A 23,274-nucleotide genomic window follows, 5' to 3' on the forward strand; every position below is an offset into this window, starting at 1 on the left:
ATGCGGCAGGCACTGCGCGGGCTGACCACCAGAGGGCGGGCGTTCGTCGCGGCCGGCATCACCGCCTCTCTGTGTGCACTCCTGCTCGGGCAGAAGGACTTGCTGCGCGTCGGCATCCTGCTGGTCGCACTGCCGTTGGTCGCGGCGCTCGTCGTCGGACGAACCAGGCTTCGACTGCAGGTACGGCGCAGCCTCGCGCCGGACCAGGTGCCGGTGGGTACGCAGGCGACGGTGGAGCTTGCCTTGAGCAACCAAGGCCGGATGCCCGCGGGTCTGCTCCTGCTCGAGGACCGGATCCCTTACGTGCTGGGTCACCGGCCGCGCTTCGTGGTCGACCGGGTCAGTCCGAACTGGCGTCGTACGGTCACCTACTCGGTCAAGTCCGACGTCCGCGGCCTGTTCCAGGTCGGGCCGTTGATGCTGACCGTGGCCGACCCGTTCGGTCTGGTCGAGACCAGCCGCACGTTCACCCGCAGCCAGCACCTGCTGGTGACGCCGCGGGTCTACCGGCTGCCGGAGATCCGGCTGGGTGCGGACCGGGCCGGTTCCGGTGAGAACCGGCCGCGGGCGATCGCGTCGGCCGGCGAGGAGGACGCGACTGTTCGCGAGTACCGCGACGGCGACGACCTCCGCCGGGTGCACTGGCGGTCGACCGCCCGCCGCGGCGAGCTGATGGTGCGGCGGGAGGAGCAGCCCTGGCAGAGCCGGTGCGCGATGTTCCTGGACGCGCGGGTCATCTCGCACCACGGCCACGGCCCGTCGTCCAGCCTCGAGTGGGCCGTCAGCGCGGCCGCCTCGGTCGGCATCGACCGGATCCGCCGTGGCTACGCGACCACGATGCTCGGTGGCCCGACCACACTGTCGGCGATCACCCACCGCACCTCGGCCTCCGTCCACCAGCCGCTCACCACGCAGCAGTTGCTGACCGAGTGCGCGACCGTCGAGGAACACAAGTACGCCGAGATCGGTCCGCTGCTGACCGTTGACCGGCATTCCCACGACCCGAGCCTGGTGATCGCGATCCTCGGCGCGTGCAGCTCCGAGGACATCACCTCGCTGAACCGCTGGCGGACCAGCCAGGCCATCGGCGTCGCGCTGCTGCTCGACGCGGCCAGCTGGGCGGTCGGCGCCGAGGCGACCGAGAAGGCGGCCCGGCTGACCGCCGCCGCGGACGCCACTGAGAACGAACTGCGCCGGAGCGGCTGGCGGGTCGCCAGAGTCCGGCGCGGCGACCACCTACCCACCGTGTGGTCCGGCCTCGGGCTGCGGAGCGGAAGGATCGCATGACCGGTCACGTGAGGATCTCTCTCGCCGCTTGGGGAGCGACCGTGTTGGGGTCGCTCGTGCTGACGCCCGTGTTCTCGGGGCCGTTCTTGTTCATCAGTGCGTTTCTGTGCGGGGCTGTCACTGGCGTCGGAGTGCTGTTGCAGAACCTGCGCGCCCCGCGGATCGTCGTACCGCTGGTTCAACTACTGGTGCTGATCGAACTGCTGTCGCTGTTCTTCCTGAACAGCACGCTGAAGTTCGGGCTGTTCCCGTGGAAGGCGACAGCGATCGAGTTCAACCAGCAGCTGGTCAACGCGATGGACTCGATCAACCGGTTCAGCGCGCCGCTGCCGCCGGACTCGCACCTGACCCTGTTCGCCGTGTCGGTCATCTCCGCGACCGGACTGCTGATCCACGTCGTCGCCGTGCAGCTTCGGCAGGCGGCCTGGGCCGGATTGCTGCTCCTGATCATGTACACCGTGCCGGCCGCGACCGTGCACGGCGGACTGCCCGCGTTGCTGTTCATCCCGCCGGCGATCGGCTACATCGTGCTGCTGTCGGCCGAGGGCCGCAGCAGGCTGAGCCGATGGGGCCGCCGGATCTCCGGTGTGTCGCACCTGGACGCTGCCGAGCCGGTCGAGGCGTCCGCGCTCGGCCAGGCGGGCCGGCGGATCGGTCTGAGCGTGGTTGCGCTCGCCGCACTTCTGCCGGCGTTGCTGCCGGCGCTGCCGGAAGGTGTCGTTGGCAACGGCCTGGCGGGTAGCGGTCCCGGTAACGGCGTCGGCGCGTCGATCTCGTCGACCGACCCGATGCTGGACATGGGCAAGAACCTCAAGCGCGGCGACAACGTGGTCGCGCTCACCTACAAGGGCGGTCCGGACGCCGGCACCTACCTGCGGCTGACTGCGCTCGACAGCTTCGACGGCAACACCTGGCGGATCGCGCCCCGGCCGGAGAACCGCAAGATCGACGGCGAACTCGCGCCGCCACCCGGGTACAACGGCGACCTGAGCAAGGCCCCGCAGACCAAGATGGAGATCAGCGTCAGCCGGAGCTTCCGGTCCCAGTTCGCGCCGGTCCCCTATCCGCTGCGGACGATCTCGCTCAAGCGGGACTGGCGGTACGACGCCGGCGCGCTCGACGTGGTGTCGTCGAACGGGCAGGTCGTCGGCGGCAAGAAGTACAACCTGAGCGCGTACGACCTCAAGCCCAACCCGGACCAGTTGCACAACGCCCTCCAGGGCGGTGCGCCGGACGAGTACACCAGCCGGGTGCCGCGGCGTACCCCGCAGGAGATCAAGGACCTCACCAACGAGGTCACTGCCGATGCCAAGGGCAACCAGTTCGACGAGGCGGTGCTGCTGCAGAGCTGGTTCCGCAGCGGCGGCGGCTTCACCTACAGCACCGACAACGCGCGCGGCAGCGGGATGCCGGCGCTGCGCGACTTCCTGCTGGAGAACAAGACCGGGTACTGCGAGCAGTTCGCCACCGGGATGGCGCTGATGGCGCGCATCCTCGGTATCCCGTCCCGGGTCGGTATCGGGTTCCTGCCCGGGACATCCGACAAGGACGGCCAGTACACGGTGCGGATGCACGACATGCACGCGTGGCCCGAGCTGTACTTCCAGGGCTACGGCTGGGTCCGGTTCGAGCCGACCCCGCCGGCCCGGGTGGCGGCCGCACCAAGCTGGACGGTCGGCACCGGCTCTGACCCGATCAACCCGTCGACGGCGCCGAGCACCGCGCCGATCACCCCGGGCGGCACCGAGGACCCGCTGATCGACAAGCCCAACAGCGACCGCAACCTGCCCAACGACAGCGGCGTCGCGGTCCTCGACCAGGGCAACTGGTTCACCAACGGAGGCGGCCAGGCGATCGGCATCAGCGCGGGCGTGATCCTGTTGCTGTGCATCCCGTGGCTGATCCGCAGTCTGACCAGACGCCGCCGGTTCTCCCGGCCGCCAGGCCGGGCCGGAGCCGAAGGGCTCTGGGCGGAGATCCGCGACACGTCCCGGGACCTCGGTCTCGACTGGTCGGAGATCTCCACACCACGCCAGTCCGGCGAATGGCTGCTGACGAAGCTGCCCACAGAGACGCATCCGCAGGCTCTCCGGCTGGCCCGTGGCATCGAGGCTCTGCGGTACTCCGGTGACGTGAACCCAAGCACGGACCTCCGGGCCGAGGCGGCCGCCGTACGCAAGGCGCTGTGGTCCCAGGCGCGGCAGGTCCGCCGCTGGCGGGCGCGGCTGCTGCCACCGTCCTGGCGCTGGTACCTGAACCGGGGCAGCACAGAGGCCTCCGACCTCCTGGACGAGTTCGACCTTCTGCTCGCCCGGCTCAGGTCCCTGGTCCTCCGCGGGCGCCACGCCAACTGACAGCCGCGCCTCGGCCGCAGCTGACGACCAGGCCTTCGCCGCACAGTGGACCTCGGCCGCGCATTCCATCTCGGGGTGCGCGGCCGACCCACCCGGGGTGCGCGGCCGAGGGCGGTGGCTTCCCACCTGGGACAGATCTCGAACCAGACCGCGCACATAAAGAACCACACCCGCCCCACCAGGGCACGGGTGTGGTTCTTCGACTGGTCTCGCGCTCAGCCGGCGCGGCGGCCGGTCAGAGGTCTTCGTCGCGGCGACGCCGCCAGCGGTCCTCCATGCGCTCCATGAAACTTCCGGACGAGTCGTGTTTGGTCCGATGCCGCTTCGACGGCGGAGGCGGCGGCGGGATGTCGTCCGAGTCCCCCGCGTTGCTGATCCGTTTCATGCTGAGCGCCGCGATGTAGAGGCAGGCGACCATCATCACGAAGCCGATGACTCCGATGATGGTGTTGGGGATGATCGCGCCGGCCATCAAGACCGCGATGCCCAGCACGAATCCAACGCCGGCAAGCACTGCCCGGCGCTTGTAATACAAGCGCACATTGGTCCCTCGCATGGCGGAGACGAACTTCGGGTCTTCCGCAGCGAGGGCGCGTTCGAGCTGCTCGAACTGGCGCTGCTCTTCTTCCGAGAGGGGCACCGTCGATCCCTCCATGGTGAGCGCGATCTCGATAGGCCACCATCAGTCTAGGACGCGCGTGCCTCACACGAAACCCTGGCCGCCTGTCCAGCGCGTCACGGTCCGGAAACTCCCCGCCTCGACGGACGCTCCCGAGCCACGGCGCGACCAGCCGAAACCTTGTTCCAGCATACGGTCGCCAGCCCGTCACTTTCCGTCGCCCTCGGGCGTTCCGGGCTGTCTTTGTGAGCCGCGACACGCGCGTCTGAGGCGGTACGTCGTACCTCGTGGACGTCCCCGGCGCTGTCCGGGTGGTCAGCGGGTGGCGAGGATGTGCAGCTGAGTGGCGAGCGCCCGGAAGTCGGGGTGCTGGCTGGCAGCGCGTTCCAGCTCGGCCAAGGAGTCGGCGGCGCCCGGCTCGGCGTCGACGAAAGCGGACGGGACCAGGTCGGCGAACGTACGGACGCCGTGGACGGTGTGGACCATGAAGCCGGCGTCGGCCAACTGCGCGATGATGCCGGCCTCGTCGAACCGCCGCGGCATCGGATCGTTCGCACCCCAGCGACCGTCCGGGTCCTGCAGTGCGACCCGCGCCTCGGCCAGGTGACCGGCGAGGGCCCGCGCCAGTACGACAGCGTTGCGTTGGGCAACGAGCAAGCTCAGTACGCCGCCTTCGCGCAGTACCGAGGCCATGGCCTGCAGGGCCTGCACCGGATCGTCGACGACCTCGAGTACGCCGTGGCACAAGACGGCATCCGCACTTGACTCGCCGGCCAGGCCGGGCAGCTCGGCCGCATCGCCTTGGACGCCGCGGACCAGGTCGCTCACGCCTTCGTCCCGCGCCCGCCGCTCCAGCGACGCCAACGCGTCGGGACTCGGGTCGACCACGGTCACCCGGTGACCTTCGACGGCCAGCGGTACGGCGAATCCGCCGGTGCCGCCACCGAGGTCGACGATGTCCAGCCCGGCACCCGGATCGGTCCGGGCCCGCCCTGCCAGGGCAACCCGCAGAGCCTCGCCCACCAGCGCCGTCCGCAGCGAACGCCGCCGCCGATCGACCATCGTCATGACCCTCCTAGCAGTCCCCCAACCAACCACCCCACGTCCGCCACACCCTACTTCCCACCCCGGTAGCTCACCGCCGTCCGGGTAGGTGTGCGGGCGGAGGAGGCGGTCACCACTTGCCGACCTGCCGCGGCGTGGCGCCACCGCGGGGCGGAGGAGGCGGTCACCACCCCGCCCACCTGCCGCCGCGTCGCGCCGCCGGAGGTGCGGGGTTAGCCGGGTTGGTAGGTTTCGGGGTCGATCAGCTCGACGGGCTCGAAGCCGGCGCCGTTGCAGCGGTCGCAGGTGTAGCCGGCCAGGAGGCCGCCGCCCGCGCATTTGCTGCACAGACCGTCGTCCCAGGACTCGCCTTCGAGCGACTGATGCGGGCTCGGGTAGTGGGTGTCGGCCAGATAGCACTCGACCCCGAGCACTGCATGCACGCGACCGCACAGGTCATGGCCGACACCTCTGCGTACCTGACTCAATGTCGTTTCTCTCCGAGTGACTGCCGTCGTGGGCTGTTGCTAGCTGGCCTGCATCCAGGACTGGGTGAGGACCGACTGAGGGTCTGTGGTGGCGGTGAAGGTGGCGGTGCTGGACAGCCGCAGCGAGGACTCGACCAGACCGTAGAAGGTCTCCACTGCGCGGATCAGGTCATCGGCCTCGCGGGTCGTGACGGCTCGCTCCAGGCCGGCTTCGGCGGCAGCCCGCTGAGACGCACCGGCCGAGAAGAACGTAGCCCACTCGGCAAACTCTGGGGCGACCTCAGCCAGCAGCACCCAGGCATTCCGCTGGATGCGGCGGCGAGCGCCGGAGCGCACCGGCCGGGCGCGCACGGCCAAGACCGCCGCCGCGACCCGGAGAGCCGCGATATGCGCACTCGAGTAGCGGATCAGATGGTCGCTCGTGTCCAACGCCTCGGCCAGGGCGGCTCGGGCGCGGGACAACTCCCGGCTCGCCGCGCCGGCAGCCGCCGGAGACACCGGTGAAACGGTCATCGGTCTGTCACCCTTTCCAGTTGCCAGCGGCCGGAGTCCGGGTCGTGCGCGAGATCGAACAGCTCACGCCGACCGTGCCGGCCGCACCCGGCCTCCACCCGGTACACCGCGCGCCGCGGTCCCCAGTCCGCATCCAGTACGCCGACCGCCGCGCCGTTCGCTGCGCCGCTGGTCGGGGCAGCACCGGCAAGGACAGGCGCTTCGGCGACGGCCGGAGCGGCCTCGGCGTGATGCCAGTCGGTCACGCGATGGATCGGGGTGCCGATGATGCCGCGTTCCCACCAGGCAGCGGTCTCCGTCCAGTGAGACTGGACGGAGCAGACACGCCACAGACGGCCACGCCAGAGGAACTGCTCCGGGGTCTCGACGCCGTCCACGACACCCGAACGCACCTCGACGGCTTCGTCGAACTCCCACATGGTCCATCGCCTCCTGTGTACGAACTGCTGCTTCCCCTGGTCGACGGCCTGGTCGGAGGCCCGGCGGGTGGGCGCGAGGTGGGGGTCGAGGTCCACCTCGGTGCCCGGCCCGCCGGAACCACCGGATCCCGATGCGGCCGCAACTCCGCACCGGAGCCGTCCAGCTGTCCGGGTCACCTCCGGCCGGCCTCCCGACGAAGCCGGGTCGGAGGTAATCGAACATCTGTTCGAACACTGGAAGCGTATCGCCGCCCGCCGACAATCGTCAACGGCCCGTAAGCCCGGCGCGCCGCCGCGCGACCGATCCGGCCGCCAGACTGGGTGCACCGAGGCGTTGACGAAGGGACGGACCGTGAAGAAGCGGGCAGCACTGGTCACCGCGGCGGCCGTTGCCGTCGTGGTCGCGGCAGTCGCGCTGCCGCTCTTCCAGCCGTGGCGGCTCTTCACCGACACGGTGGTCGACGAGGCGCTACCCGGCGCTGTTCCGATCTCCACACAGACATCGTCGACGACGCCACCGACAGTTTCCGTCGCACCGAAGCAGGTCCCGCCCACGACAGAGGTTCTCCTGACCGGGAAGTTGATCACGCACGAACACGAGACGTCTGGCACAGTCGCCGTACTCCGGCTGTCCGACGGCAGCCGGGTGCTGAGGATCGAGAACCTCGACACCTCGGACGGTCCCGATCTGAAAGTGTGGTTGAGCGATGCGAACGTCGTTCCGGGCCGAGCGGGATGGCACTTGTTCGACGACGGGCGCTACCGCAGTCTGGGCAGCCTGAAGGGCAACCACGGCAACCAGAACTATCCGGTCCCGGCCGGCTTGACACTCGGCGACTTCCGCAGCGTGGCCATCTGGTGCGACCGGTTCAACGTGTCCTTCGGAGCAGCCGAACTGAAACCGGCGTGACCGGCGTCAAGGCGCCCGCATAAGGTGCCGAGGGTGAGCAGTCATCCCAATGTGCAGAAGGTGGCCGATGCCTTGAAGGCGGCCGGTGCCACCGGTGAGATCGTGATCCTGGACGAGGCGGTGCCGACGGCGGCGGCCGCTGCCGCCGAGCTCGGCTGCGAGGTCGGCGCGATCGCGAACAGCCTGATCTTCGACGGCGACGGCGTACCAGTCCTGATCCTGACCTCGGGCGCGCACCGGGTCGACACCGCGAAGGTCGCCGCCGAGCTCGGCATCGGCAAGCTCCGCCGCGCCACCCCGGAGTTCGTCAAGGAGCACACCGGCCAGTCGATCGGCGGTGTCGCCCCGGTCGGCCACCCGCATCAGGTCCCGACCTACGTCGACGCCGCCCTCGAGCAGTACGACGTCATCTGGGCCGCTGCCGGCATCCCCCACTCGGTCTTCCCGACCACGTACGCCGAACTCGTCTCCATCGCCAACGGAACCCCGATCACCGTCAACTGAGGACGGTGGGGATCGCGGTCTGGACGAAGCGGCGCGTCAGGACTGCGCGGCGGTGGCGCCACCACGGCCAGGTCCGCGTCGCCGGGCCGTACCTGCGCCGGCTGATGTCCGCGATCACGGCCGTGGGTGCTCCCAACGACGGCAGGACGTCGAGGGCGGCCCGCTTGGTGATCAGGTCCCCCGTCGTCAGCGTGACGTGCGCACGGGCGAGCGTCAGCAAGCTGAGATCGACCCAGATGTCCACGTACCAGTTCGTCCGCCGGGCCACGGCGGGCAGCCAGAACTCCCGCAGGTCACGGCGAATGAAGGCGGACAACTCCGCGTCACTGGTGGCCGGCAGCAACGAGGAAGGCGGCGGACCGAAGAGCGAGACATTGCTCAAGGCAAGCTCTCGCCGCGTCACCGGCGTCACCGGCCGGTCGAAGTACCGCCCCTGGGCGAACGTCGCATGGCGGATCGAGACGTCGGTCAGTTGGTCGCGGACCATGTACGAGCAATGGAGCTTGGCGGCCAGCGGGGACGTGTCGATCAGCCGGCGATGCACGTTCTCGATCGCAGCAGGCGGTGGCGTGGAGACGACCGCGACGACGTCGAGGTCGCTGCGCCCCAGCTGGTAGTCGCCCAGGGCCAGCGAACCGTGCAGCCAGATCGCCTCGACCGCGGCGACCTGGCGCACCGACGCGACGAAGCCGTCCAGCAGTTGCTGGACGGCTTCGTCATGCACAACAGGCAAGCTAGACGGCCGGCCTGATGTCCACGTCGGCGGCCCGGACGTAAGCCATCCGGTGGCCGAACCAGATCTGGTAGTAGCGGTCCTTGCCGAGCACCTGCACGTGGTCGGTCGGAGGCTGACCGGCGAAGGTGACGGCGCGGTAGTAGTCGGTCTCGATGTTGAGGTCACTGACCGGATAGGCCTGGCCGGCACCGATCGAGTACTGCAGCGGCGTGACGGTCTGGTACGGAATACCCGCCGGGTACGCCGCCTGTTCGGGGTACGCACGCCCGTAGACCGGCACCGAGGCCTTGCCCGCCTTCGGCTTCACCACGAGACCCGGCTTGGCGAACGCGTCCGGAGCCGACGCCGGGCTCTTGAACCAGCCCAGCGCGCCCAGGTACCAGACGGCCACCCAGTCGCCCTGCCGCTGCGCCACGACGTACTGCGAACCGGCCGTGGCGCGGGCGCCGATGTCGGAGACCTGTGTGGTGCTCGCGGTCGCACCCGGACGCAGTCCCACGTCCTTGACCAGCGGAGCGGCGTCGTCCGGCGACTGACGCAGGTACACGAAGTTGGTGCCCTGCGGGTCGCAGGTGGTTCCGGCGCCCGTGCAGTCGGTCACGACCTGGACGTTGTTCTCGAAGCCCGGCTTGATGGAGACGATCGAGCCGGCCTTCACCGGGAAGATCTTGTTCCCGTAGATCGGGGCGCCGAGCAGGTCGAAGTAGTGCTCCCAGTCGAAGTACGGTCCCGGATCCCAGTGCATGCCGGCCACCGTGCTGGGAACCGTGCCCGGCACCTGGTCGTGGCCGATGATGTGGGCGCGATCGACCGGGATGTTGTTCTTGGCGGCGAGGTAGCGGACCAGCTTGGCCGAGTTGCGGTACATCGCCTCGGTGAACCAGGTGGCACCCTGCGGGGCGAAGCCCTCGTGCTCGATGCCGATGCTGTGCATGTTCACGTACCAGTTGCCGGCGTGCCACGCGACGTCGTTGGCCTTGACATGCTGCCACGTGTGGCCGTCGGACGAGCGCATCGTGTACTGCCAGCTCACGTACGTCGGGTCCTGCACCAGGTTCAGCGTGGTCTGCCAGCTGCCCTCGGTGTCGTGGATGACGATGTAGTCGATCTTGCCGGTCTTCGGCCGGTTCGCCAGGTCGTGGTTGCCGTAGTCACCGGCCCCGGGGCCGTACTGCGAGTACGGCGCGGGCAGCCACTCGCACCCGAGTGTCGGAGGGCACTCGACGTCGCTGTTCGCGGGCTTCGTCCCCGCGGGCAGCGCCAGCTTGCCGACCTGCGTCTTGTCCGGAGTCACTGCGACCGGAGCCATCGTGATCTGCTGTCCGGTGTTCGTCGTCCGGGCCGCACCGCGGGCCATGATCGAGTAGACGTCGTCGGCGAAGCCGGAGGCGGCCACGCGGTCGCCGGCCTCCGCGTACGACGCCACGGCGCCGTACCACTGGGCCGGAGAGGTGCTGGCACCGACCGCGAGGCCGAGAGAGCGCTGGTACGACGCCAGGAGCGCGGCGCCGCCGTTGATGTTGGCAGTGGTGTCGTTCCTGAGGGCGGCCGGGTCCAGCCCGGTCAGCTCGGACGCCTTGTCGAGGGTCCGCAGCGACGCAGCGGTGGCGACCTTGCGCTTGCCGGACAGGTCGGCCACTTCGCTGGGGTCGACGGCGGTCAGGTGCATCGGGCCGTAACCGCCCGACGTGCTGGGGGCACCCAGATGGTCGTCCCACCGCGACTCGGCGTACGACACGGCGAGCAGGACAGACTCGGGTACGCCGTACTTCGCGGCGGCAGCGTTGAACGCGGAGGCCGCGGTGGCGGAGGCGGTCGCGGCGGATGGCCCTGGGGGCGCAGCGGCAGCGGGTGGGCCTCCGGTCGACACGCCGAGCGCGGTGATGGGCAGCGCGACCGCTGCCAGTGCGGCGAGAATCTTCGGACGACGAAGCATGTTGATCTCCTGAACCCGATGGCGGGGGATGCCGGTCACGCAGACTGGCAGCCTAGTCACTGTGGGTCGGGGCGGACCGGATGTCAACGGTTAACCAAAACTCACATCCGCAGGTTCGATACTGACGAAGCATGCCGTCTCACGGGGTGGCGACCGAGCGTTACGGAGATCGACGATGGAAGCGTTGCCGTTGGCGTTCACGACGGGATGGGCCAGCGGCATCAACGCCTACGCCTGCGTACTGATTCTCGGTCTGCTCGGCCGCTTCGCCGGCGCCGAGGACGTACCGACGGCCCTGACCACCACCCCGGTTCTGATCGCAGCGGGTGTTCTATTCGCCTTCGAGTTCGTCGCCGACAAGATTCCGTACGTCGACTCGGCCTGGGACGCGATCTCGACCGTGATCCGGCCGACCATCGGCGTGATCATCGCCGCGTTGCTGTCCGGTGAGGCGAGCACCCTGCAGCAGGCCGTGATCGCGACCACCGGTGGACTCGTGGCGCTACTCTCACACGCTGTGAAGTCGAGTCTGCGGCTGGCGATCAACACCTCCCCCGAGCCCGTCACCAACATCGCCGCGTCGTCCGGTGAGGACGTCGCCGTCGCCAGTGTGGTGGCGCTCGCCGTGTTCCACCCGGAGATCGCGCTGATCATCGCCGGCGTGCTGTTGCTGCTCGGCCTGATCGGGGTGTACTTCACGTTCCGGTTCATCCGCCGTGGCTTCGCGCGCTTCAAGGCGTGGCGGGAGAAACGGGGCGCCCCGGTGACCGGGAGCAGTGCCGCCTGATGGCCCGCGTTGTAGTCGTCGGGGCTGGTCTGGCCGGCCTCGCCAGTGCAGTCCGGCTGGCCAAGCTCGGCCATGAGGTCACCGTGTGCGAACGCGACCAGCACCTGGGCGGCGTACTCGGTCGGGTCGAGGCGGACGGGTTCAGCTGGGACGCAGGAGCAGCCAGTACGACGCTCCCTGCGGCGCTGCGGGACCTCTTCCGCAAGAGCGGCCGCCCGATCGAGAGTCTGGTCCAGCTCGAGCCGATCACGGAGCCGCGGCGGCACATGTTCGGCGACGGGTCAGTGCTGGACCTGCCGATCAGTGATCGCGGTGCGCAGGCGGAGGCATGGACCGGTCTGGCCGACCAGAAGACCGCCAAGCAATGGACCGCTCTGGTCGACGGCTACGGCGAGACGTGGCAGATCCTGCGGAAGACCTCACTCGAGCCACCGCTGCACGACAAGCTGTCGCTGCGTGCAGTCCGGTCGCTCAAGCCCTGGCAGTCGCTGGAGAAGGTGGCGAACCGCGAGCTGGGGGACGACCGGGCCCGTGCGGTACTGCGGCACTTCGCAGCGCAAGGCGGATCGGACGCCAAGCTCACCCCCGGGTACGTCGGGGTGTGGTCCTACCTGGAGCGCACGTTCGGCCGCTGGACGATCGAGGGCGGCTTCGGTGCGCTCGCGGACGCGCTGGCCCAGCGTGCGAGCGAGCGGAAGATCAACGTACGCACCGGCGCGGAGGTGGTTGCGGTCTCCACGGCCGACGGCAGTGTGACCGGCGTACGACTGGCCGATGCGACCGAGCTGCCCGCCGACATCGTGGTCAGCGACATCGACCCGCGTCAGCTCTACGCCGAGCTCATGGACGACCCGGCGGCCAAGAAGGTCCGCAAGAAGGTGCTGGCGACGCACCAGGCCCAGGCGGCGTACGTAGTACATCTCGGGCTGCAGGAGCCTGTGCCGAGCCTGCCGTTCGAGACGGTGCTGCACGGTACGCCGACAGTGGTCGTCCGAACAGGCGGACAGGCACCGGCCGGCCACCAGGCGTGGTCAGTCCTGGTGCACGGCTACCCGACGGACGACGTACTCGACCTGCTCGTGGCCCGTGGGCTGCACATCCGGGACAAGGTGGTGTCCCGTCAGACGTCACCGTCCTGGTGGGCCGGGGTGGCCTGGGAGGGGTACAGAACAGCCCGGCGCCGGGCGTCCAACGTCTCCCCCGTGAAAGGCCTGTACTGCGTCGGTGCGGGCGCTCACCCGGGCTCCGGTGTGCCCGCCACCACACTCGGCGCCGCCATCGTGGCCGATGCCATCGGCAAGGCCTGATACCGGGTGGGGTTCAGTCACCGGACCCACGTAGGATTGATCGTTCATGTGTTCCGTGTCGGGGCAGGAGCCCGGCAGTAGAGAGGACCTCGGTGGATCAATCCCCTACGTCGGCCGATCACGAGAACGTCGAGCGGGCCGAGCTGGCGGCGGAGCAGCACCACGTCGACCGGGTGTACGACCGGGTCGCGGAGGCGGCTCGATCGGCGTCGCGCATCGCGGTCGAAGGGCACCAACGCGGGCAGGCGCAGAACGTCGGCCGGGTCCGCGACGAGGAGCAGACCGGTCTGTACGAGCGGGATGTGCTGGTCTTCGCCGCCGCCCGCCGGATCGCCGAGCTGGACGCGGAGCACGAGGGCCTGGTCTTCGGCCGGCTCGACTCCGACCAGGGCGACGACGAGCCGGCCGCAGGCACCGCGGCGGATCTGGAGAGGCTGTACGTCGGCCGCCTCGGTGTCCGTGACGCCGAGTACGAGCCGCTGGTGATCGACTGGCGCGCGCCGGCCGCGGAGCCGTTCTACCGCGCCACCTCGACCGATCGGCTGAAGGTGGTCCGGCGGCGGGTCCTGCGCAACAAGGGCGCCCGCATCGTCGGCCTCGAGGACGACCTGCTCGCCCCGGAGCGCGCTCCTGAGGACCTGCCGGTGATGGGCGAGGGCGCACTGATGGCGTCGCTGTCGCGCGCTCGCGGTCACACGATGCGTGACATCGTCGCCACCATCCAGGCCGAGCAGGACGAGGCGATCCGGGCGCCGGCTCGTGGCGTCACCGTGATCGGCGGCGGACCGGGCACCGGCAAGACCGTGGTGGCTCTGCATCGGGCGGCGTACCTGCTGTACAGCGACCGCCGGCGCTTCGAGCGGGGCGGCGTACTGGTCGTCGGGCCGTCGGCCGCGTTCATGGCCTATATCGAGCGCGTGCTGCCGAGCCTCGGTGAGAACACGGTCTCCCTGCGGGCGGTCGGCGAGCTGGTCGACGGCGTCAAGGCCACCGCGGTCGACGAGGCGGAGGTTGCCGCGATCAAGGGTTCGCTCCGGATGAGCGCACTGCTGTCACGGGCCGCCCGCGACCGCGTGCCGACGGCGCCCGCCACGTTGCGCGTCTTCCTCGGCGGCGCCACGATCGAGCTGGACGCCAACCAGCTGGACAACGTACGTCGGAACGCACTGCGCCGTACGCCACGCAACCGGGCGGGCACCGAAGCCCGCAAGGCTCTGGTCGGCGCGCTGTGGCAGCGGTTCCCGGAGGACCTGCGGACCGGCGTGTACGCCGACCGTGAGGCGTTCGGCGACCGGGTGACCGACACACCGGCGTTCCGGTCGTTCTTCAGCCAGTGGTGGCCGGTGCTGACGCCGGAGGCGGTACTGCGGTGGTTCGGTGATCCGCGGCGGTTGCAGCGGTGGGCCCGCAACGACCTGACGCCGGCCGAGGTCGACGCGCTCGCCAGAGCGATCCGCGGCACCGACGAGTTCACCATCGCCGACGTGGCCCTGCTGGACGAGCTGGACACGGTGCTGGGACGCGCTCCGGTCTCGGAGACGAAGGACGAGGAGTTCGACTGGCTGGAAGGCCTGTCGGACGGCGTCAACGAGGTGCTGACGACGTCGGAGCGGCGCGCCCGGGCAGCGGCGGCCAGAGAGGCCGAGGAGCCGGAGGAGTACGCCCACGTGCTGGTGGACGAGGCACAGGACCTCTCCCCCATGCAGTGGCGGATGGTGACGCGGCGCGGGCCGCAGGCGAGCTGGACGATCGTCGGCGACCCGGCGCAGAGCTCGTGGCCGGACCCGGACGAGGCCCGTGCGGCGATGGACTCGATGCTGTCGCACCTGCGGCGGCACACGTTCCGGCTGTCGACCAACTACCGGAACTCGGCCGAGATCTACGCGTTCGCCGGTGAGGTGATCCGGCAGAGTCTCCCCGACGCCGATCTGCCCAACGCCGTCCGCAGTACCGGAGTGGACCCGGAGCATCGGATCTTCGACGACGGCAAGGTCGTCGAGGCCACCGCGGACGCGGCCACCGAGCTGCTCCAACTGGTGGAAGGCACGGTCGGCGTCATCGTCACGCCGAAGCTGCGACCTGCCGTCGACGCGGTGCTGGCCGACATCGGCAATCCGCGGGTCGTTGCCGTCAGCCCCCTCGAGTCCAAGGGCCTGGAGTACGACGCTGTGGTCGTGGTCGAACCGGACCAGATCGTGCACGACACCCTCGGTGGCGTCCGCGCGCTGTACGTCGTACTGACCCGGGCGACGCAACGGCTGATCACGATCAACAGCACCACGCACTGGCTGCCCACCCGCGACTGAGCGCGCGTCGTACCTCGCGGGTCAGCCGCGAGGTACGACGTACGACACGAGGTCGGCCTCGTTCGCGGACAGGTCGGACCAGCGGCAGGTCAGGTGGAGGATGGTCAGGCCCGATGTCGGGTATTTCTTGGTGAGCTCGACCCGCTCCGGGCTGGTGCCGTCCAGTGCGAGCTCGTCGGCCAGCCACGGGATGCCTGGTGCGTGGCCGATCATGATCGCGGTACGGACCTCGGCCGGTACTTCGTGGATGACATCGAGGAGCTCGTCGGTGTCGGCGTTGTAGATGCGCCGGTCGTACCAGATATCGGAGGTGGTCGCCCCGCCCTCGGCGGCGCACTGCCAGGTCTCCCGGGTGCGCTCCGACGGCGAGCACAGGACCAGTCCGGCCTCGATGCCTTGGGCAACTAGATGGCGGCCGGCCGCGCGGGCGTCGGCGCGGCCGCGGTCGGCCAGCGGACGCTGCAGGTCCGGCATGGTCTCGGGCGGGACCGCCTTGGCGTGCCGGAGCAGGACGAGGGTGCGGTCGATCAACAGATCCGACGGGTCAGCCATCGCCACAGGATACGGCCGGGTGCCGCGGTCAGGACACGACCGACGATCGCAGGTTGAGGAAGACCTGACGGGTCGCGGTCGATCGGTTCAAGGTGATGAAGTGGATGCCCGGAGCGCCGCCGGCCAGCAGCTGTTCGCACAGTTCGGTGGCGATCTCGACGCCGACCTGCCGGACCGCGGCCGGGTCCTCCTCGACCGCGAGCAGGCGGTCGGTGACAGCTGTCGGCAGCGCCATCCCGGTGAGCTCCGCCATCCGCTGGATCTGCTTGATGTTGGTGACCGGCATGATGCCCGGCAGCACCGGGATGTCGCAGCCGAGCGCGGCCGCCCGGTCCACCAGCCGGAAGTAGTCGTCCGCTCCGAAGAACATCTGGGTGATCGCGTAGTCCGCACCCGCCTGCGCCTTGGCCGCCAGCACCTGCGCGTCCGCCTCCAGCGACGTGGCCTCCGGGTGCTTGTCCGGGAACGCCGCGACGCCGACGCAGAAGTCGCCGAGCGACCGGATCAGCTCGACCAGCTCGATCGCGTGGTTCATGCCCTCCGGGTGCGCGACCCAGGGCTGGTTAGGACCACCCGGTGGGTCGCCGCGCAGCGCCAGCATGTTGCGCACCCCGGACCCGGCGTACGCACCGATCACCGACCGCAGCTCGTCGCGTGAGTGCGCGACACAGGTCAGGTGGCCGAGTGGCGTCAGCGAGGTGTCCTGGGCGACCCGCTCGGTGACCCGGATCGTGCCGTCCCGGGTGGTCCCGCCGGCGCCGTACGTGATCGAGACGAAGGTCGGCCGCAGCTGCTCGATCTCCCGGATCGAGCGCCACAGCACCTCCTCGGCCTCGGGTGTCTTCGGCGGGAAGAACTCGAACGAGAAGGAACGGCCTCCGCTCGCGAGGAGCTCGTGGATCGTCGGCCGGTTGCCGGGACGCGTCGAAGCAAGACCGTTCGCCATGGCGATAGGTTACCCGCGGTGTCCACCGTGTCGTCGCACCGACTACGCTCCGAGACGTGTATGGCGATGTGGACATCCCCGCCGAGGTGCAGCGCGCGCTGACCGGTTTCCTCGACCTGCAGCAGCGGCGCCTGGAGGCGATCGGGCCGGAGCTGACCGAGCAGGTGCAGGCCGCCCGGGACGCGACCAGTGGCGGGAAGCGGTTGCGGCCGTCCTTCTGCTACTGGGGATTCCGCGCCGCCGGTGGTGACCCGGCCCGACCGATCCTGAAGGCCGCGGCCAGTCTGGAGATGCTGCACGTCAGTGCCCTCGTCCACGACGACGTGATGGACTCCTCCGACGTACGACGAGGTGCACCGGCCGCGCATCGCCGCTTCGAGGCGTTGCAGCGGGCTCGGTCGGAGCAGTCCGGTCGTGGCGGCGACGCGCTGAGCTTTGGCATCGGTGCGGCCATCCTGCTGGGAGATCTGTGCCTCATCTGGGCGGACGAGCTCTTGCACACGTCTGGCTTCGACGCGGCCGCGCTGGCACGAGCGGAGCAGTACTTCGATGCCGTTCGGGTCGAGGTGACAGCCGGTCAGTACCTCGACCTACTCGCGCAGGCGAGCGGCGAGTCCGACATGGACCTGGCCCTGCGAGTACTGCGGTACAAGGCGGCGACGTACACGGTCGAGCGGCCGCTGCACGTCGGGGCAGCGCTGGCCGGTGCGGATCAGCGGTTGATCGAGTCGTTGTCGGCGTACGGACTGCCCGTCGGTGAGGCGTTCCAGCTGCGCGACGACCTGCTCGGGGTGTTCGGCGACCCGGCACTGACCGGGAAGCCGGCCGGTGACGACCTGCGCGAGGGCAAGCGGACTGTGCTGGTCGCGTACGCGGTCGACCACGCGTCGGAGGTGCAGCTGACCGAGTTCGACCGGCTCTTCGGGCGACCGGACCTGGACGACGACGAGATCCAGTTGCTGCGCGAGATCCTGCAAGACTCCCGGGCGGTGCAGGCCTGTGAGGATCTCATCACCGAGCGGACCGAGGACGCCCTCGACGCGCTCGACCGCGCTCCCCTGGCCGACGACACCGCTCGCAAGGCGCTCGCAGACCTCGCGATCGCAGCCACCTCCCGGCAACTCTGACCGCCCAGGCCGACCGAGACCTTCGGCGCGAAACCGGGCCGTGGGTGGACGCCGAGACCATCACAATCGGTCTACCCGGCGACTCCCCTGCGGGCCGGCACCCGAAACACCGCGATTGCGATGGCGTGGGCGTTCGCCCCGCACGCACAACGGCGACCCAGCACACCCCGTCTGCCCTCCGCCGGACGGGCCTCTGTCCGGAAACTTTTCGTCTCCAGGTGGCGACTTGTTTCCGGGTAGCCATGGCCAGCCGCGGCGTACCTGCGGTCAGGTGGCGGTCATCATCTCGATCAGCCGGAGCAGCTCAGCGGTCGGAGCGAGGTCTCCCAGGATGATCACCTTCAGTACGGCGCGGTCCTCGTCGTACACGGTCTCGACGCGGAGCCGGCCGATCCCGCTCTGATTGAGCGACCCGATCACATGCGTGCTGATCCGGTCTGCGGTGGCTCGGTCGACTGCGTCGATGTGCACGATGCTGGACGCCTCCACGTGCCGGGTCTGCTGGTCCACCTCCAGCGCAGCCGCACTGGTGCCGGTGAACGCCTCCAGGTCCTCGCGCGCGATCCGGTACTGCTTGCCGATCCGGACCGCCTTCAGCCGGCCGTCGCGGACGTAGTTCCGGATCGTCCGGACGTGCAGCCCGAGTCGCTGCGCGACCTGCTCGACCGAGTACAGCTCCTGAGGCATCCGCATCCTTCGTCGTCGTGGGCACCAAGCCTAGGGCCGATTCCTTAGAATTCCCTATAAATGACTCAATAGGGAAGTTTAAGGTAGTTTAGTGCCATGATCTTCACCTCCGAGGCAGGCAGACATCTGCTGCACGAGTGCTATCGCGAGCTGCTGGCCACCTGGCCGGTGCCGAGCGATCAGCGCCTGCTGCCGACGCGTGAAGGCGAAACGTTCGTCGTCAGCAGCGGACCGGTAGCTACGCCTCCACTCGTCCTCCTGCACGGCTCGGCCAGTACGACGCTCGAGTGGATCGGTGACGTGGCGGCCTGGTCCGAGCATTTCCGGGTACACGCGGTCGATCTGCTCGGTGAGCCGGGCATGAGCGCGCCGGTACGTCCCGCACTGAATGCGCAGGTGGACTGGCTGGACGACGTACTGGAAGGGCTCGGGATTCATGGCCCGACGCGGATGGTGGCCAGATCGCTAGGCGGGTGGTTCGCGCTCGACTACGCGGTCCGGCGGCCGGGGCGGGTGGAGAGGCTGGCGTTGCTGACACCGGCTGGGATCGGGCGGCAGAAGTCGCTGATCTTCATCCCTGCACTGTTCCTGCAGCCGTTCGGGCGCTGGGGGACGTTGCAGACGATGCGGCTGGTCGCAGGCCCGTTGCCGTCGGGGGACGCAACGGAGTACGGACGGTTCGCACTGCAGGTGCACGAGCACTTCCGGCCCCGGCGGGTGCGGCTCCCGATCTTCACCGACGAGCAGTTGTCGAAGCTCGACCTGCTGGTGATCGTCGGAGGGCGCGACCGGATGCTCGACGCGCAGGAGACCAAGCGGCGGTTGCCGGAGCAGACAGTGGTGTTGCCGAAGGCCGGGCACGTGGTGCCGGCCCAGACCGAGAGGGTGCTGGAGTGGTTGAGGAAGTAGGCGGGGTCCGGGTGTACGTCACCGAGATCGAGGTGGTGGACGAGCGGGGCGCGGTGGATCTGATCTCGCAGGCGGTCTACGACCACGACGCGACGTGGGTCGCCCTGGAGGCGGACCTGCTCGGGGACGAGTTCTTCGACCTGAGGACCGGACGGGCAGGAGCGATCACGCAGAAGTTCGTGCAGTACGGCGTGGGGTTCGCAGTAGTCGGCGACCTGACGGACCGGCTCGCGAAGAGCGAGCCGTTGCGGGACTGGGTGCGGGAGAGCAACCGCGGTCGGTCGGTGGTCTTCGTGCCCGAGCTGGACGAGCTCGCCGATCGGCTACAGGGCAGGTAGCGAGCCGATCAGGTCCGGCGTGGCGGCGGCCGAGGGCTCACGGACCAGGACGCGGAGCTGGCCCGAGTTCGTGATGTCCTCGGCGAAGATCTGGAGCGCGACGTCGACGGTGTCGTGGTCGTGCTCGAGCAGGTGGTGCAGGCCTTCCCAGAGGACGATCTCGGGCGCACCCGTGGAGTGGTCGCTCAGCGAGTCGGCCAGCGCGTCCCAGTTCCGGCCGAACCAGCGCGGCAGGTCGAACGCGGTCGCGCACTGGTCGAGGAAGCCGGCCTTGTCGGTGACGTCGCTGGTGTCCAGGAGCACGAAGTCCCAGCCTGCCGCCGCGACGTCACGGCGTACCTGATCCGGCGTTTGGTCCGACTGCCAGCGGTAGACACCGGGGCGCACCCCGTCAGTCAGTAGCGTGCGCAGGTCGGTCATCCGTCGGTGCTCCCGTCCTCCGCGATCCGGCGGAACGACTCGTAGTGGTCATCCGTGTAATAACGCTCGCCGCCGGTGCCGGTCACGACCCGGCGGGCACCACGGTCCTTCTCTCCCGGCGTCTTCACCGTGTACTCGTGGTAGTAGCCGCGGTCGTGCTTCGGCAGGATCTTCTCGAGGTTGCCGAACACGACGCCGTCGCGGCTGTACGGGTACGGTCCGCCCGCGTCGATCAGCTTCAGCGTGTCCTGCGCCTCCTTCGGGAGGTCCGCCACCGCGACGATCCGAAGACCACTGTCCGGATCCGTGCTCGACGTGCTCGACGGCTGGGTCTTGGCCGCGGCGCAGCCGAACAACGACGCCGCCAACGTGATCACCAGCATGGCGATCAGGATCGCGGCGATGATCCGGGCGGTCTTCGGGTTGTTGATCACCCGGCACCCCGCAGCCGCCGGCTGAACTCCGCGGCCGCCGCCTCCGGGTCGTCCGCGTCGGTGATGGCGCGGACGACGACCACGCGGGTGGCGCCGGCCTCGATGACCTGGTCGAGCCGGCCGAGATCGATGCCGCCGATCGCGAACCAGGGCTTGGACTGCGGCCGGCTGGCGGCGTACGAGACGAGATCCAGACCGGCCGCCTGACGACCGGGCTTCGTCGGGGTCTCCCAGGTCGGACCGACGCAGAAGTAGTCGGATCCCTGCTCGGCCACCACAGCGTTCACCTGACTGAACGTGTGCGTCGACCGCCCGATGATCGGATCCGGTCCGGTGATGGCTCGTGCGGCGTGCACCGGCAGGTCCCGCTGGCCGAGGTGCAGTACGTCGGCCCTGGACGCGAACGCGATGTCTGCCCGGTCGTTGACCGCCAGAAGCTTGCCGTGCCGCTTGCAGGCGTCCGCGAACACCTCCAGCGCGGCCAGCTCGTCGGCCGCCTCCATCTCCTTCTGGCGGAGCTGCACGATGTCCACGCCACCGGCCAGCGCGGCGTCCAGGAACTGTCCGAGGTCGCCCTGCTTCTCGCGGGCGTCCGTGCAGAGGTACAGGTGGGCGTCGTTGAGGCGATCGGTGTGCTCAGTCACACCGCAAAGCCTGCCATGTCTTGCTGGACGTAGGCTTGACGGCATGCCTGAGCACACGTCCGATGTGGTGGTGGTCGGCGCCGGGCTGATCGGTCTGGCGACCGCCTGGCGCCTCGCGGCAGACGGTATGCAGGTGACGGTATGCGACCCGACACCCGGCACCCAGACCTCCACCGTCGCCGCCGGCATGCTCGCACCGGTCACCGAAGTCGAGTACGGCGAAGACGACCTACTGGCCCTCAACCTCGCCAGCGTGGCCGCGTGGCCGGCGTTTGCGGCCGAGCTCGAAGAGCTGACCGGTCTGCCCGCAGGCCTCCACCAGACCGGCACCTTGTCCGTGGCGTACGACGTGGATGACGCAGCAGCACTGCGCAGACTGGCCGACTACCAGCGCCGACTCGGTCTGGACGTCGAGGAGCTGTCCGGCCGGGACGCCCGCAAACGCGAGCCCCTGCTCGCAGCCGGCGTCTCCGGCGGCGTGTGGGTGCCTGGCGACCACTCAGTCGACAATCGGCAGGCAGTCGCCGCCCTCCTGCGTGCCGTCGAGCTCTCCGGCGTCACCGTGATCCGCCAGCGCGTGTCCCATGTCATCACAGCTGGTACGACGGCTGTCGGCGTACAACTCGACAACGGGGACACCGTGCGGGCTGCGCACCTGATAGCTGCCACTGGGCCTTGGTCGTCGCAGTTGGAAGGCGTTCCCGATGAACTGCGGCCGCCGGTGCGTCCGGTGAAGGGTGAAGTGCTTCGGCTGCGGGTGCCGGAGGCGTACCGCCCGGCGCTCAAGCACACGGTGCGCGCGACGGCTCGCGGCTTCTCGGTCTACCTGGTGCCGCGGCCCAACGGAGAACTTGTCGTTGGTGCGACCACCAGTGAGCTCGGCTATGACACGCGTGTGCTCGCAGGCGGCGTCTTCACGCTGCTGCGGGACGCACGGACCGTCCTCCCGATCACGGACGAGCTGGAACTGGTCGAGTCCATCGCCGGGCTCCGGCCGGCCACACCGGACAACGCACCGATCCTCGGACCGTCCGGTCTGGACGGGTTGCTCTGGGCGACCGGCCACTACCGCAACGGCGTACTGCTGACCCCGATCACCGCGCAGATCATCGCCGACACGGTCCGCACTGGCGTCCTTCCGGAGCTCGGAAAGCCGTTCCTGGGCAGTAGGTTCGGCCACTCCGCCGAGCGCCTAAGGTGAGGCCATGAGCGATGACACCTTGCTGATTGCCGGACGCGAGCTCACGTCGCGGTTGGTGATGGGGACGGGCGGTGCGCCCAGTCTCGAGGTACTGGAAGAGGCTCTGGTCGCCTCCGGCACGCAGCTGACCACGGTCGCCCTGCGCCGCCTCGACCCGAATCAGCAGGGCTCGGTCCTCGACGTACTGCGCAAGCACGACATCGCTGTCCTGCCGAACACGGCCGGCTGCTTCACCGCCGGCGAGGCCGTACTGACCGCGCGGCTCGCCCGGGAGGCGTTCCACACCGACCTGATCAAGCTGGAGGTGGTCGCCGACGACCACACCCTGCTCCCCGATCCGGTCGAGTTGCTGGACGCGGCCGAGCAGTTGGTGAACGACGGATTCCAGGTGCTCGCCTACACCAACGACGACCCGATCCTGGCCCGCCGGCTGGCCCAGGCCGGGTGTGCGGCGGTGATGCCGCTGGGCTCCCCGATCGGCTCCGGCCTGGGCATCCGCAACCCGCACAACATCAGCATGATCGTCGACGAGCTCGACGTACCCGTCGTTCTCGATGCCGGGATCGGTACGGCGAGCGACGCCGCGCTGGCGATGGAGCTGGGCTGTGACGCGGTACTGCTGGCGACCGCGGTCACCCGGGCCGAACACCCCGCGTTGATGGCGGCCGCGATGCGCGACGCGGTAGTTGCCGGACGCAACGCACGGCGCGCGGGCCGGATCCCGAAGCGCTACCACGCGAATCCCTCGTCGCCGTTGGAAGGCCGGGCCGCGCTGTAGCGGTGCTGTAGCCCGGCGGTTGCCCTGA

The 23,274-nt window shown here is 69.5% G+C and carries 25 protein-coding genes; 12 read left to right on the plus strand and 13 right to left on the minus strand.

The window, feature by feature from the left end; genetic code table 11:
• Both AB0I34_RS25850 and AB0I34_RS25855 read left to right on the plus strand, forming a co-directional pair.
• On the plus strand, window positions 1-1,287 hold the full coding sequence (locus AB0I34_RS25850) for a DUF58 domain-containing protein (protein ID WP_360449495.1): 1,287 nt from the start codon (window positions 1-3) through the stop codon (window positions 1,285-1,287).
• 41 nt (window positions 1,288-1,328) lie between these two features.
• Entirely contained in the window at window positions 1,329-3,641 is a 2,313-nt protein-coding gene (locus AB0I34_RS25855; protein ID WP_360449497.1) for a DUF3488 and transglutaminase-like domain-containing protein, read from the plus strand.
• A gap of 235 nt (window positions 3,642-3,876) precedes the next feature.
• On the opposite strand, the gene AB0I34_RS25860 is transcribed toward AB0I34_RS25855, so the two are convergent.
• The 5 genes from AB0I34_RS25860 to AB0I34_RS25880 all read right to left on the minus strand — a co-directional run bounded on the left by AB0I34_RS25860 (window position 3,877) and on the right by AB0I34_RS25880 (window position 6,901).
• A complete protein-coding gene (locus AB0I34_RS25860; RefSeq protein WP_360449500.1) occupies window positions 3,877-4,296 on the minus strand; it encodes a DUF3040 domain-containing protein in 420 nt (139 codons plus the stop codon).
• A 279-nt stretch (window positions 4,297-4,575) separates the two neighbouring features.
• Window positions 4,576-5,328, minus strand: coding sequence for a methyltransferase domain-containing protein (locus AB0I34_RS25865; RefSeq protein ID WP_360449503.1), 753 nt, complete (start codon window positions 5,326-5,328; stop codon window positions 4,576-4,578).
• Between the two features lie 209 nt (window positions 5,329-5,537).
• A complete protein-coding gene (locus AB0I34_RS25870; protein WP_360449506.1) occupies window positions 5,538-5,738 on the minus strand; it encodes a hypothetical protein in 201 nt (66 codons plus the stop codon).
• A 93-nt stretch (window positions 5,739-5,831) separates the two neighbouring features.
• Entirely contained in the window at window positions 5,832-6,305 is a 474-nt protein-coding gene (locus AB0I34_RS25875; RefSeq protein WP_131351369.1) for an SAV_6107 family HEPN domain-containing protein, read from the minus strand.
• Entirely contained in the window at window positions 6,302-6,901 is a 600-nt protein-coding gene (locus AB0I34_RS25880) for a DUF6504 family protein (protein WP_360449508.1), read from the minus strand. The genes AB0I34_RS25875 and AB0I34_RS25880 overlap by 4 nt, the downstream gene beginning before the upstream one ends.
• Window positions 6,902-7,076: 175 nt before the next feature.
• Between AB0I34_RS25880 and AB0I34_RS25885 the strand changes: the two genes are divergently transcribed.
• Together AB0I34_RS25885 and AB0I34_RS25890 are read left to right on the plus strand one after the other, a co-directional pair.
• On the plus strand, window positions 7,077-7,634 hold the full coding sequence (locus AB0I34_RS25885; RefSeq protein WP_360449511.1) for a DM13 domain-containing protein: 558 nt from the start codon (window positions 7,077-7,079) through the stop codon (window positions 7,632-7,634).
• Window positions 7,635-7,667: 33 nt separating this feature from the next.
• Window positions 7,668-8,138, plus strand: a complete 471-nt coding sequence (locus AB0I34_RS25890; protein ID WP_360449514.1) for a YbaK/EbsC family protein — start codon at window positions 7,668-7,670, stop codon at window positions 8,136-8,138.
• Here AB0I34_RS25890 and AB0I34_RS25895 read toward each other — a convergent pair.
• Together AB0I34_RS25895 and AB0I34_RS25900 are read right to left on the minus strand one after the other, a co-directional pair.
• Window positions 8,131-8,862, minus strand: coding sequence for a nucleotidyltransferase domain-containing protein (locus AB0I34_RS25895; protein ID WP_360449517.1), 732 nt, complete (start codon window positions 8,860-8,862; stop codon window positions 8,131-8,133). The genes AB0I34_RS25890 and AB0I34_RS25895 overlap by 8 nt on opposite strands.
• Window positions 8,863-8,872: 10 nt before the next feature.
• The gene (locus AB0I34_RS25900) at window positions 8,873-10,810 is read right to left on the minus strand and encodes an N-acetylmuramoyl-L-alanine amidase (protein WP_360449520.1); all 1,938 of its coding nucleotides are present in this window, start codon (window positions 10,808-10,810) and stop codon (window positions 8,873-8,875) included.
• Window positions 10,811-10,985: 175 nt separating this feature from the next.
• On the opposite strand from AB0I34_RS25900, the gene AB0I34_RS25905 reads away from it, so the two are divergent.
• The 3 genes from AB0I34_RS25905 (at window position 10,986) to AB0I34_RS25915 (ending at window position 15,210) form a co-directional block, all read left to right on the plus strand.
• A complete protein-coding gene (locus AB0I34_RS25905; RefSeq protein WP_360449523.1) occupies window positions 10,986-11,597 on the plus strand; it encodes a DUF4126 domain-containing protein in 612 nt (203 codons plus the stop codon).
• A complete protein-coding gene (locus AB0I34_RS25910) occupies window positions 11,597-12,904 on the plus strand; it encodes an NAD(P)/FAD-dependent oxidoreductase (protein ID WP_360449526.1) in 1,308 nt (435 codons plus the stop codon). The genes AB0I34_RS25905 and AB0I34_RS25910 overlap by 1 nt, the downstream gene beginning before the upstream one ends.
• A 92-nt stretch (window positions 12,905-12,996) precedes the next feature.
• Window positions 12,997-15,210: a UvrD-helicase domain-containing protein gene (locus tag AB0I34_RS25915; protein ID WP_360449528.1), complete on the plus strand. Its 2,214-nt coding sequence runs from the start codon at window positions 12,997-12,999 to the stop codon at window positions 15,208-15,210.
• A gap of 21 nt (window positions 15,211-15,231) precedes the next feature.
• Here the strand turns inward: AB0I34_RS25915 and AB0I34_RS25920 are convergent, their stop codons facing one another.
• Both AB0I34_RS25920 and metF read right to left on the minus strand, forming a co-directional pair.
• The gene (locus AB0I34_RS25920; RefSeq protein WP_360449531.1) at window positions 15,232-15,762 is read right to left on the minus strand and encodes a histidine phosphatase family protein; all 531 of its coding nucleotides are present in this window, start codon (window positions 15,760-15,762) and stop codon (window positions 15,232-15,234) included.
• 28 nt (window positions 15,763-15,790) lie between these two features.
• Complete coding sequence (gene metF, locus AB0I34_RS25925; RefSeq protein WP_360449534.1) at window positions 15,791-16,708, minus strand: methylenetetrahydrofolate reductase [NAD(P)H]; 918 nt, start codon at window positions 16,706-16,708, stop codon at window positions 15,791-15,793.
• A gap of 56 nt (window positions 16,709-16,764) precedes the next feature.
• Between metF and AB0I34_RS25930 the strand changes: the two genes are divergently transcribed.
• Entirely contained in the window at window positions 16,765-17,835 is a 1,071-nt protein-coding gene (locus AB0I34_RS25930; protein ID WP_360449536.1) for a polyprenyl synthetase family protein, read from the plus strand.
• A 267-nt stretch (window positions 17,836-18,102) separates the two neighbouring features.
• On the opposite strand, the gene AB0I34_RS25935 is transcribed toward AB0I34_RS25930, so the two are convergent.
• On the minus strand, window positions 18,103-18,522 hold the full coding sequence (locus tag AB0I34_RS25935; protein WP_360449539.1) for a helix-turn-helix domain-containing protein: 420 nt from the start codon (window positions 18,520-18,522) through the stop codon (window positions 18,103-18,105).
• Window positions 18,523-18,618: 96 nt separating this feature from the next.
• Here AB0I34_RS25935 and AB0I34_RS25940 point away from each other — a divergent pair, with 96 nt between their 5' ends.
• Both AB0I34_RS25940 and AB0I34_RS25945 read left to right on the plus strand, forming a co-directional pair.
• Window positions 18,619-19,431: an alpha/beta fold hydrolase gene (locus tag AB0I34_RS25940; RefSeq protein ID WP_360449542.1), complete on the plus strand. Its 813-nt coding sequence runs from the start codon at window positions 18,619-18,621 to the stop codon at window positions 19,429-19,431.
• Complete coding sequence (locus AB0I34_RS25945) at window positions 19,416-19,769, plus strand: DUF4180 domain-containing protein (protein WP_360449545.1); 354 nt, start codon at window positions 19,416-19,418, stop codon at window positions 19,767-19,769. The genes AB0I34_RS25940 and AB0I34_RS25945 overlap by 16 nt, the downstream gene beginning before the upstream one ends.
• Here AB0I34_RS25945 and AB0I34_RS25950 read toward each other — a convergent pair.
• The 3 genes from AB0I34_RS25950 to thiE are packed head-to-tail and all read right to left on the minus strand — an operon-like array spanning window position 19,755 to window position 21,267.
• The gene (locus tag AB0I34_RS25950) at window positions 19,755-20,189 is read right to left on the minus strand and encodes a barstar family protein (RefSeq protein WP_360449548.1); all 435 of its coding nucleotides are present in this window, start codon (window positions 20,187-20,189) and stop codon (window positions 19,755-19,757) included. The two genes, AB0I34_RS25945 and AB0I34_RS25950, sit on opposite strands and share 15 nt — an antisense overlap.
• Window positions 20,186-20,623: a ribonuclease gene (locus AB0I34_RS25955; protein WP_360449550.1), complete on the minus strand. Its 438-nt coding sequence runs from the start codon at window positions 20,621-20,623 to the stop codon at window positions 20,186-20,188. Before AB0I34_RS25955 ends, AB0I34_RS25950 begins: the two co-directional genes overlap by 4 nt.
• On the minus strand, window positions 20,620-21,267 hold the full coding sequence (gene thiE, locus AB0I34_RS25960) for a thiamine phosphate synthase (RefSeq protein ID WP_360449553.1): 648 nt from the start codon (window positions 21,265-21,267) through the stop codon (window positions 20,620-20,622). The genes AB0I34_RS25955 and thiE overlap by 4 nt, the downstream gene beginning before the upstream one ends.
• Before the next feature lie 43 nt (window positions 21,268-21,310).
• Here thiE and thiO point away from each other — a divergent pair, with 43 nt between their 5' ends.
• Entirely contained in the window at window positions 21,311-22,468 is a 1,158-nt protein-coding gene (gene thiO, locus AB0I34_RS25965; RefSeq protein WP_360449556.1) for a glycine oxidase ThiO, read from the plus strand.
• 4 nt (window positions 22,469-22,472) lie between these two features.
• On the plus strand, window positions 22,473-23,246 hold the full coding sequence (locus AB0I34_RS25970; RefSeq protein ID WP_360449558.1) for a thiazole synthase: 774 nt from the start codon (window positions 22,473-22,475) through the stop codon (window positions 23,244-23,246).
• The last annotated feature ends 28 nt before the right edge of the window (window positions 23,247-23,274 follow it).

This window comes from Kribbella sp. NPDC050281, from assembly GCF_040655855.1.
Classification (GTDB): domain Bacteria; phylum Actinomycetota; class Actinomycetes; order Propionibacteriales; family Kribbellaceae; genus Kribbella.

Coding starts and splice junctions, on each gene's coding strand:
- AB0I34_RS25850 (WP_360449495.1), top strand. CDS start 1: ATGCGGCAGGCACTGCGCGGGCTGACCACCAGAGGGCGGGCGTTCGTC.
- AB0I34_RS25860 (WP_360449500.1), bottom strand. CDS start 4,296: ATGGAGGGATCGACGGTGCCCCTCTCGGAAGAAGAGCAGCGCCAGTTC.
- AB0I34_RS25865 (WP_360449503.1), bottom strand. CDS start 5,328: ATGACGATGGTCGATCGGCGGCGGCGTTCGCTGCGGACGGCGCTGGTG.
- AB0I34_RS25875 (WP_131351369.1), bottom strand. CDS start 6,305: ATGACCGTTTCACCGGTGTCTCCGGCGGCTGCCGGCGCGGCGAGCCGG.
- AB0I34_RS25900 (WP_360449520.1), bottom strand. CDS start 10,810: ATGCTTCGTCGTCCGAAGATTCTCGCCGCACTGGCAGCGGTCGCGCTG.
- AB0I34_RS25905 (WP_360449523.1), top strand. CDS start 10,986: ATGGAAGCGTTGCCGTTGGCGTTCACGACGGGATGGGCCAGCGGCATC.
- AB0I34_RS25910 (WP_360449526.1), top strand. CDS start 11,597: ATGGCCCGCGTTGTAGTCGTCGGGGCTGGTCTGGCCGGCCTCGCCAGT.
- AB0I34_RS25920 (WP_360449531.1), bottom strand. CDS start 15,762: ATGGCTGACCCGTCGGATCTGTTGATCGACCGCACCCTCGTCCTGCTC.
- metF (WP_360449534.1), bottom strand. CDS start 16,708: ATGGCGAACGGTCTTGCTTCGACGCGTCCCGGCAACCGGCCGACGATC.
- AB0I34_RS25935 (WP_360449539.1), bottom strand. CDS start 18,522: ATGCCTCAGGAGCTGTACTCGGTCGAGCAGGTCGCGCAGCGACTCGGG.
- AB0I34_RS25940 (WP_360449542.1), top strand. CDS start 18,619: ATGATCTTCACCTCCGAGGCAGGCAGACATCTGCTGCACGAGTGCTAT.
- AB0I34_RS25950 (WP_360449548.1), bottom strand. CDS start 20,189: ATGACCGACCTGCGCACGCTACTGACTGACGGGGTGCGCCCCGGTGTC.
- thiO (WP_360449556.1), top strand. CDS start 21,311: ATGCCTGAGCACACGTCCGATGTGGTGGTGGTCGGCGCCGGGCTGATC.
- AB0I34_RS25970 (WP_360449558.1), top strand. CDS start 22,473: ATGAGCGATGACACCTTGCTGATTGCCGGACGCGAGCTCACGTCGCGG.